Below are 9,032 nucleotides of genomic sequence, written 5' to 3' on the forward strand. Positions count from 1 at the left end.
TTGGCTTAAGCCTCAGCTTCTACCAATCCAGGAATGTCAACAACTTCGTTTACATCGGCCTGGTAATCAACACCGGCTATATCGAACCCGAACAGATTCAGAAAATCGGTTTTATAGCCAGCCAAATCGCCAATGGCAGGTAAAGTTTCGGTAGTAGCATCTTTCCAAAGTTCAACTACGCGATTTTGAACATCTTCGCGCATTTCCCAATCGTCAATCCTGATGCGCCCTTTTTCGTCAACCGGAACGGTTGCGCCTGTATATAATCTATCTTGGTATAAACGCTGGATCTGCTCAATACAGCCTTCGTGGATGCCTTCGGCTTTCATGATTTTATAGAGCAATGAAATATACAACGGAATAACCGGAATAGCCGAACTGGCTTGGGTAACCAAAGCTTTGTTTACCGAAACATAGCCCTTGCCGTTAATGTCTTTTAATTTGTCGGTAATGGTAAAGGCAGTGGCTTCTAAATGATCTTTGGCACGGCCAATGGTTCCTTTGCGGTAAACTGCTTCAGTAACGGCAGGGCCGATATACGAATAAGCTACCGTGGTAAAGCCATCAGCCAATACGCCAGCCTCTTTTAAGGCGTCGATCCACATTTCCCAGTCTTCGCCACCCATTACGGCTACCGTGTTTTCAATTTCTTCTTCGTTGGCAGGCTCGATAGAAACTTCAGAAACAATACCGGTGTGGAAATCGACGGTTTTGTCGGTAAAAGTGCCGCCGATTGGTTTCAGTACCGAGCGGTGGGTAATACCTGTTTTGGGGTTGGTTCTTACCGGTGAAGCCAAGCTGTAGATCACCAAATCAATCTGGCCTAAATCGGCTTTGATCAGGTCGATGGTTTGAGTTTTAACTTCGTTAGAGAAGGCATCACCGTTGATGCTTTTGGCATATAGGCCTGCTTTTTGGGCTTCGGCTTCGAAAGCGGCGGTATTGTACCAGCCTGGCGAGGCTGTTTTTCCTTCTTTGGGTGGTTTTTCAAAGTAAACACCAATAGTTGCCGCGCCAGCACCAAAGGCACTGGTAATTCTTGAGGCCAAGCCAAAACCGGTTGATGCGCCAATAACCAACACTTTTTTCGGGCCGTTGATGGCCCCTTTCGATTTGATATAGTTAATTTGATTAATTACGTTTTGCTCACAGCCTTTCGGATGTGCGGTTAAACATATAAATCCTCGCATTCTAGGTTCGATAATCATAATTTCTAAGCTTTTCTTAAAATTAAATCAGCTCTGCGCCATTGGCAAAGCTTTGTTTTGTTTCCTCAAAACTATTCTTAATTTTTTTCCATTCCAAATATGCGGTGATATGTTTTGCGCAACGGTTGCCGAAAACAAGTTTTGTTCCATCAAATTCGAGTTTGAAAATAACGCCAACCATTTGTGTTTTGGCTTGTTTGTTTGAGGTATTAGTCACGAATTATAATGATGACATGTGCCTGATTTTCAGCTTTGCAGATGGGTCGTTTTTCTGCCCGAAAATCGTTATTTTTGCAGGCTGTTTTTTAATATCGAAAATTCACTAATTTATGAGCAAAAACAATATCGACCTCGGCGTACAAAAAGATGTAGAAGTGTATGGAGCCCGAGTGCATAACCTTAAAAATATCGATGTTAGTTTTCCTCGTAATCAGCTCGTTGTCATCACGGGCCTTAGTGGCAGCGGAAAATCGTCGTTGGCTTTTGACACTATTTATGCCGAAGGCCAGCGTCGCTATATGGAAACTTTTAGTGCCTATTCGCGCCAGTTTATGGGCGGTATGGAACGTCCGGATGTAGACAAAGTTTCAGGGCTAAGTCCGGTAATTGCCATCGAACAAAAAACAACGAGCAAGAACCCGCGCTCAACCGTAGGTACCATTACCGAAATCTACGACTTTATGCGTTTGCTTTACGCCCGTGTGGCCGATGCTTTTTCGTATAATACCGGCGAAAAAATGGAGCGTATGAGCGAAGACCAGATCTTGCGCAATATCTATAAGAAATTTGAAGGCATTGCCGTCAATATCCTGGCTCCGGTAGTAAAAGGCCGTAAAGGCCATTACCGCGAACTGTTTGAGCAGATCCGCAAGCAAGGCTACGTAAAAGTGCGCATTGATGGCGAAATCCAAGACCTGACGCCCAAAATGCAGGTCGATCGCTATAAAATACACGATATCGAAATTGTGGTTGACCGCTTGATCATCGACGAAAAAGACCATAAACGCCTGTTGGACAGCATCCAAACCGCCATGCGCTTGGGCAAGGGAATTATCAAAATCAGCGATAAGGAAAACAATGTGGCGCATTTCAGCCGTTTTTTGATGTGCCCAACCACAGGTATTTCTTACGATGAACCCCAACCAAACAGCTTTTCGTTCAACTCGCCTTATGGTGCTTGCGAACGTTGCGATGGCTTGGGCTATATTTTTGTGGTCGATAAGGAATCGGTAATGCCCAATATGAAGCTGAGCATCATCAACGGCGGTTTGGCGCCTTTGGGCGAATACCGCGACGTATGGATGTTCCAGGTGTTGAAAGCCTTGGCCAAAAAATACAGCTTCTCGCTATCAACGCCTCTAGAAAAGTTGGGCGATGAAAACATCGACATCATCTTAAACGGTACGCACGAATTGTTGAGCGTTGCCGTCGAATACAATAAATGGAACGTGCAGAACTACCAGATTACGTTCGATGGGATTATCAAATTGCTGGAAGAACAACAGGAGCGCAGGGGCGAAGAAGCCGATGATATGGATAGCTTCCGCAAGCTGAAAACTTGTCCTGAGTGTAATGGCGCTCGTTTAAAGAAAGAAAGCCTGCACTTTAAGGTAGATGGCAAGAATATTTTCGAGCTGGCCGAAATGGATATCCTGACGCTAAAAGGCTGGTTCGAAAATGTGGAAGACCGCCTGAACGAAAGACAAAATACCATCGCGAAGGAAATTTTGAAGGAAATCAGGTCGAGGATTGGTTTTTTGACCGATGTGGGCCTGAATTATCTTTCGCTTGACCGTACAGCCCGTACGTTATCGGGCGGGGAGGCGCAACGCATCCGTTTGGCTACCCAAATCGGTTCGCAGCTGATGAACGTGATGTATATTTTGGATGAGCCGAGCATCGGTTTGCACCAACGCGATAACGAACGCCTGATCAATGCCTTGAAAAACCTGCGCGATTTGGGCAATACTGTTTTGGTGGTTGAACACGATAAGGACATGATTTTAGAAGCCGACCATGTGATAGATATCGGTCCGGCAGCAGGCGTACGTGGCGGCGAAGTAGTTGCCGAAGGAACTCCTGCGCAAATTTTAAAATCGAATACCCTAACCGCGGCCTACCTCAATGGCAAAAAAGGCATAGCTGTGCCTAAAAAACGCCGCAAAGGCAACGGGCATAAACTTTCGATCATTAAAGCCACAGGCCACAACCTAAAAGAGGTTTCTGTCGATTTCCCTTTGGGCAAGTTTATTGCCGTAACGGGCGTATCGGGCAGCGGCAAATCAAGCCTGATTACCGAAACCCTCTATCCGATATTGAACCATCATTTTTTCAGGGCCAAGAAAACGCCTTTGCCCTACGAAAAAATCAATGGCCTTAAAGAAATTGACAAAGTAATCGAGATCGACCAGGCACCCATCGGACGTACACCCAGGTCTAACCCGTCTACTTACACCGGCGTTTTCTCCGATATCCGGAATCTGTTTGTACAGCTGCCAGAGGCGAAAATCAGGGGCTACAAGCCGGGCCGTTTCTCGTTTAACGTAAAAGGCGGCCGTTGCGAAACCTGTCAGGGTGCCGGCATGAAGGTTATTGAAATGAATTTCTTGCCTGATGTGGCCGTTCCTTGTGAGGAATGTGGCGGACGTAGGTACAACCGCGAAACCTTAGAGGTCCGTTATAAGAGCAAATCCATTAGCGATGTGCTGGATATGAGCATTGAAGAAGCTTGCGCTTTCTTTGAGCATATGCCGGCCATTTACCGTAAAATCAAAACGCTAAACGATGTTGGCTTGGGCTATATCCGTTTGGGACAGGCCTCTACCACTTTATCGGGTGGCGAGGCGCAACGGGTTAAGCTGGCCACCGAGCTATCTAAAAAAGATACCGGCAAAACATTTTATATCCTCGACGAACCTACAACCGGATTGCATTTTGAAGACATCAACGTGTTATTGGGCGTGCTGAACGAGCTAGTAGAAAAAGGAAATACGGTGTTGGTTATCGAACACAACCTCGATGTCGTAAAAGTAGCCGACTGGGTAATCGATTTGGGAGAAGAAGGTGGCGCTGGTGGCGGCCGCATTATTTTTGAAGGAACACCAGAGGGATTGATCCAAAGCCCGATTAGCCTGACCGGAAAATTCCTGAAAAAAGAAATGGAAGACTAAAAAAACATAAGCGAGGTTTTTAAAGCTTCGCCTATGTTTTTAGCTGATTGGTTGATTAGCTCATTGGCTCATGGGTAAACTGCCAACCGCCAACTGAGAACTGTAAACTGAAAACGGCCAACTTTATTTCCCCTCTTTCAGGCCCAAGCCTTTCAAATAGCCATCGTTGGTGTTGCAATACTCGAATTTGCACTTTTCTAGCAATTGGTTCAGGGCATTTTCAATGATTGTTCTGTCTGCGGGAGCATATTTTCTCAAGTCGGCAAAGCTGTATTTGGGCTGGTCGGCGTATTTAACTACCAGATCCCAGTTTTCGGGTGTGGGGAAAGTAACGATGCCACTTTTGTTGTTCATCTTTTTGTAAGGCCAGAAATGCCAGCTGATGTCCAGTTTTTCCATCAGGGTTCTAAATTCCAAAATCCATTTGTCGTTGTTTTCGCCGGTTTCGCCAACATAAATCGGCACGTTATACTTATGGCTAAAATCTACATATTCCTGTACCACATCTTGCGTGGTGGCCGTCCAATATTTATGAAAAGTATAAACCAGCTTGTTGTCGAAGGGTTGGCCAAAAATCTTGAAATTCGAATCCCATTGGGCACCGCCTAAAAAGATAAGGTGGTTTTGATCAACCTTCCTTACCGCTGCGGTTACCCTTTTGTAGAAAGGCTCCAGGTATGGATTTAGTTTTTTGGTGTCGAAGTAATGAGCAATAGGTTCGTTCAGCAAGTCATAGCCGATTACGGTGGGCTCGTTTTTGTAATGATTGGCAATTTTGGTCCAAATATCAACGGTTAACTGCTGACTGGCTTCGTTTTCGAACAAGAAAGGATAGCCGTCGCCATCGTCAATGTTATCGCCAGTTTGGCCGCCAGGCGCGCAGTGCATGTCTAAAATTACAGGCAGATTTTCGGCTTTGCACCAGTTGATTACCCTGTCCATCAATTCGAAACCACGATTGGGATCGTTGCTGCCCAGATAGCTTTCGGCAGTGAACATTTTGTAATGAAAAGGGATGCGGATAGAGTTCATGCCCAAGCTTTTCAGGTAATGGATATCGGCCTGGGTCACATAATTGTCGAGGTATTTTTTCCAAAAAGCTGCCGTTTTGTCGGGGCCGATCAGTTCGGTGAAAACCTGATTGATCATCCGGGGCGAAGTAGCATCCTTGAACTTGAACATGTAACCTTCGGGGATGAGCCAATTGCCCAGGTTGGTGCCTTTGAGCACAATGGGTTGGCCTTTGGGGTCGATGATGCTTTTGCCTTTCACATCGAAAAATTTGGGGCTTTGAGCGGCTACGAAAAACGGGGTAACGGCTAAGATTAAAATTTTTAAGTACTTCATCTAAAAAATGGGATAAATTATTCCTAAAATAGCTAAAGCATAGTATTTTATCGCGTTCCAATTGTCACAATTTTGGTAAGATAGTGTATGAAGTACACAAAAAAGCCACCTGCTTGGAGCAAGTGGCCTGTAAAGGATGAATGGTTTTCTAGTTTAATTGTTGGCTTTTGTTAAAGTTTTGGCTGTCTCGGGTGTTTTTTTGCACCGCAATAGCGCCAAAAAGGGCCAGGATAAAGGATATGCCGTAGAAACCCTTTTCGCTAGGCAGCAGTTCCGCATTCCACAAGCCAATAATCAGCAAGGTAATCGTTAAAATGGTGCAGAACCAGCTGATACCATAGTAGATTTCGGTAACCGGAATACCTTCCAGTTTGTCGCGTACCGCTTTTTGCAGCGAAATGACGGCAAATAGGCCGAACATCAATACCGCAAAGTAATAACCTTTTTCGTTTAACAGCATATCGGAGCGCCAAAGCCCAACGATAAAGCCAATCATGCCAATTCCAAGTGCGATCCATGCGGCTGCTATGAATGCGTTCGATGGTTTTTGATTCATCTGTTTTTAATTTGGTTAGCGATTCAATTATCGATATAGAGACGCCGGTGGGAGAGGAATGTTACATTTTCTTTGTTAAACCGATAGCCTGTTGGCCATTGATTAGCGCTTTTAACTCTGGACTAAAATTGCTAACTTAAGGTCAATGAAAAATCTCCTGTCTGCTGCCCAAATGCGCGAAGCCGATGCCTATACCATCAGGCAGCAAGGCATTCCTTCGGTCGATTTAATGGAACGTGCTGCCAAAGCCTTTGTACAGGTATTTGTGCGGGAGGTGCCAGAAAAGGATACCTCGATAGCCGTTATTTGCGGGACTGGCAACAACGGAGGCGATGGTTTGGCCATAGCGCGCCTGCTGGTCCATGAGGGCTACGGCGGTTGCGAAGTTTTTTTGGCCAGCTTTTCGGCTAAACAGAGCGATGATTATTTGATAAACCTGTCCCGATTACGAGAAACCAAAATTGCAGTGACACAATTGGACAAAGTAGACTTGCTTGGCCAATCGAAAGCCACGGTCATTGTAGATGCCATTTTAGGTTCGGGATTGAATAAACCTCTAACCGGCGATTTTTTGGCTCTGGCAACTTTGGTCAACCAGTTAAATCGCAAGGTAATTGCTGTCGACGTACCTACAGGCTTCTATGCCGAAGGCCAACTTAGCCATTACAATGGTATCAAAGCCGAACTGGTTATTGCTTTTCAACAACCCAAACTCAATTTTTTCTTCCCCGAATCGGTACACGCATTGGCACGGTTTAAGGTCGCCGATATTGGGTTGGACCAAGGTTTTATAGCAAGGCAATCAAGCCGATGGAAGTTAACCGAACAAGCCGATATCGCAAGGTTGCTTGTGCCTCGGCAAAACTTTAGCCACAAGGGAACCTATGGGCATGCATTATTGCTAGCAGGCAACGAAACTACCATGGGGGCGGCCCTGTTGGCGGCCGGGGCCAGTTTGCATAGCGGTGCAGGCTTAACCACGGTATGCTTGCCCCCAAGCGGATTAATAGCCTTGAACGCAGCCTTGCCGGAAGTGATGGCTTTGCCAAGAACCATCGATTTAAGTATCGATGTGTTTGATCAATTTGAGGCCATTGCCATTGGCCCTGGCTTGGGAACTGAGACGGAAAACGAACGGCTTTTAGAGCAGGTCATTGGTTTAAAGCGCCCTTTGGTGATTGATGCAGATGCCTTGAATCTATTGGCTAAAAGACAAGACATACTGGCCGAATTGGCACCGGGGAGTATCTTAACGCCACATTTGAAAGAATTTGACCGTTTGTTTGGCCAGCATGAAAATTGGTGGAGCAGGGTAGCTACGGCAAGCGAGGAAGCCCAGCAACGAAAAATCGTCATCGTGCTGAAGAACCAATACACTTTTGTTTGCTTACCCGACGGCGAAATCCATATCAATCCAACCGGCAATCCGGCAATGGCTTCTGGGGGCATGGGCGATGTGCTGACCGGCATCTTGGCCGCATTATTGGCGCAGGGTTATACAGCTGCCGATGCGGCTGTGCTGGGTGTTTACCTGCATGGGGCAGCGGGCGATCAACTGGCTAAAAAAAGAGCAACCATTAGCGCTTCGCAATTGAGTTTGCAAATTCCAAAAACGATTAAGCAAATTTTAAATAGAGATTAGATAGAGGTTTCGCCCATTACCACCATTTTCTCCATGGTCGGATTTTGGCTGCCGCCCATCGGTTCGATGGTTACTGCGAAAGCTTGTGCCTTGGCAATGGTTTCCATTTGTTTTACCGCTTCTTTGGCGGTGTCATCAGGACCAAATACCCCTAGGCTTACCGGTTTGCCATCAACCAAAGCCCACAATTGGTATTCATGTGCATTGTCGGTTTTAGGCAATTGCATGGCGGCATAATTGATCAATATGCTTTTGTTGGTTTTATTCCAATAAACCTGCATATTAGCCTCTGGCGAATCTTTTACCCCACGCAGTTTTACGGTTGCCCATTCCGTGGTTTCGGTCATGTCTATGCGGTTTTTCATGCCCGCTTTATCAAATTCTAATTTCGAAACAGTTGCGGCATAGCTGTCTTTTGTAGCATTTAGGCTTGCAATTTGATCGTGAGCCATGTTTAATTGGCTATATAGCGAAAATAAAGCAACCGTGCTTACTACCAAAAGAGCAATACAGGCTACCAATGCAATGCGTAGGTTCTTTACCCTTTTATCGGGATAGTTAGGTTGCAAAGGAATGATTTTGGGCTCGTTTGCAGGGGTGGTAGAAGTTTGGGCCTGTTCGAGGTTGCCAAGTATTTTGGCTTCTGATGTTGCCGATGGCGTAACCGCATTGCTTAAAGCATAGTTTTCCAATGCCAGCTCGATAGCCGATAGCTCTTCTTTTATTTCGGGATGTTTTTGAGCCATCTCTTCCACCTCTCTACATTCCTGTTCAGTTAACTGACCCAAAACGTAGAGTTCAAGAATGCCCGATTCGATATATGCGTTTACATCTTCCACTTCCACCTCAATTAAAATTTTTCCTCAACTCTAAAATAGCCATTCTGACCCGCGTCTTAACGGTTCCTAAAGGCAAATTTAATTCTTCGGCTGCTTCAACCTGTCTCTTATACACATCTGACGCTGCCGACGAACCACGACATGTGTAGATCTCGGGGGTCGCCGGATCATTAAAAAAGGGGGGGGGGGGGGGGGGGGGGGGGGGGGGGGGGGGGGGGGGGGGGGGGGGGGGGGGGGGGGGGGGGGGGGGGGGGGGGGGGGGGGGGGGGG

General features: G+C 46.2%; 7 protein-coding genes and 1 pseudogene. 2 read left to right on the forward strand and 6 right to left on the reverse strand.

Annotation, left to right across the window (positions count from 1 at the left end; genetic code table 11):
- Positions 1–5: 5 nt before the first annotated feature.
- Both fabV and JHD69_RS07235 read right to left on the reverse strand, forming a co-directional pair.
- Positions 6–1,208 carry an enoyl-ACP reductase FabV gene (fabV, locus tag JHD69_RS07230; protein WP_199138818.1) on the reverse strand — a complete coding sequence of 401 codons (1,203 nt, stop codon included), beginning with the start codon at positions 1,206–1,208 and terminating at the stop codon, positions 6–8.
- A 22-nt stretch (positions 1,209–1,230) separates the two neighbouring features.
- Positions 1,231–1,389: a hypothetical protein gene (locus tag JHD69_RS07235; RefSeq protein WP_199138819.1), complete on the reverse strand. Its 159-nt coding sequence runs from the start codon at positions 1,387–1,389 to the stop codon at positions 1,231–1,233.
- Between the two features lie 148 nt (positions 1,390–1,537).
- Between JHD69_RS07235 and uvrA the strand changes: the two genes are divergently transcribed.
- Positions 1,538–4,378: an excinuclease ABC subunit UvrA gene (gene uvrA, locus JHD69_RS07240; RefSeq protein WP_199138820.1), complete on the forward strand. Its 2,841-nt coding sequence runs from the start codon at positions 1,538–1,540 to the stop codon at positions 4,376–4,378.
- A gap of 123 nt (positions 4,379–4,501) precedes the next feature.
- On the opposite strand, the gene JHD69_RS07245 is transcribed toward uvrA, so the two are convergent.
- Positions 4,502–5,725 carry a glycoside hydrolase family 5 protein gene (locus tag JHD69_RS07245; protein ID WP_199138821.1) on the reverse strand — a complete coding sequence of 408 codons (1,224 nt, stop codon included), beginning with the start codon at positions 5,723–5,725 and terminating at the stop codon, positions 4,502–4,504.
- 148 nt (positions 5,726–5,873) lie between these two features.
- Complete coding sequence (yiaA, locus tag JHD69_RS07250; RefSeq protein WP_199138822.1) at positions 5,874–6,281, reverse strand: inner membrane protein YiaA; 408 nt, start codon at positions 6,279–6,281, stop codon at positions 5,874–5,876.
- Between the two features lie 145 nt (positions 6,282–6,426).
- Here yiaA and JHD69_RS07255 point away from each other — a divergent pair, with 145 nt between their 5' ends.
- The gene (locus tag JHD69_RS07255; protein ID WP_199138823.1) at positions 6,427–7,923 is read left to right on the forward strand and encodes an NAD(P)H-hydrate dehydratase; all 1,497 of its coding nucleotides are present in this window, start codon (positions 6,427–6,429) and stop codon (positions 7,921–7,923) included.
- Here JHD69_RS07255 and JHD69_RS07260 read toward each other — a convergent pair.
- Together JHD69_RS07260 and JHD69_RS20945 are read right to left on the reverse strand one after the other, a co-directional pair.
- Complete coding sequence (locus JHD69_RS07260; protein ID WP_199138824.1) at positions 7,920–8,762, reverse strand: anti-sigma factor; 843 nt, start codon at positions 8,760–8,762, stop codon at positions 7,920–7,922. The two genes, JHD69_RS07255 and JHD69_RS07260, sit on opposite strands and share 4 nt — an antisense overlap.
- Before the next feature lie 7 nt (positions 8,763–8,769).
- A pseudogene (locus tag JHD69_RS20945) lies at positions 8,770–9,032 on the reverse strand (hypothetical protein); the annotation flags it as partial.

The sequence above is a fragment of the Pedobacter sp. ASV12 genome (genome assembly GCF_016429155.1).
Classification (GTDB): domain Bacteria; phylum Bacteroidota; class Bacteroidia; order Sphingobacteriales; family Sphingobacteriaceae; genus Pedobacter.

Coding starts and splice junctions, on each gene's coding strand:
- fabV (WP_199138818.1), bottom strand. CDS start 1,208: ATGATTATCGAACCTAGAATGCGAGGATTTATATGTTTAACCGCACAT.
- JHD69_RS07235 (WP_199138819.1), bottom strand. CDS start 1,389: ATGGTTGGCGTTATTTTCAAACTCGAATTTGATGGAACAAAACTTGTT.
- uvrA (WP_199138820.1), top strand. CDS start 1,538: ATGAGCAAAAACAATATCGACCTCGGCGTACAAAAAGATGTAGAAGTG.
- JHD69_RS07245 (WP_199138821.1), bottom strand. CDS start 5,725: ATGAAGTACTTAAAAATTTTAATCTTAGCCGTTACCCCGTTTTTCGTA.
- yiaA (WP_199138822.1), bottom strand. CDS start 6,281: ATGAATCAAAAACCATCGAACGCATTCATAGCAGCCGCATGGATCGCA.
- JHD69_RS07255 (WP_199138823.1), top strand. CDS start 6,427: ATGAAAAATCTCCTGTCTGCTGCCCAAATGCGCGAAGCCGATGCCTAT.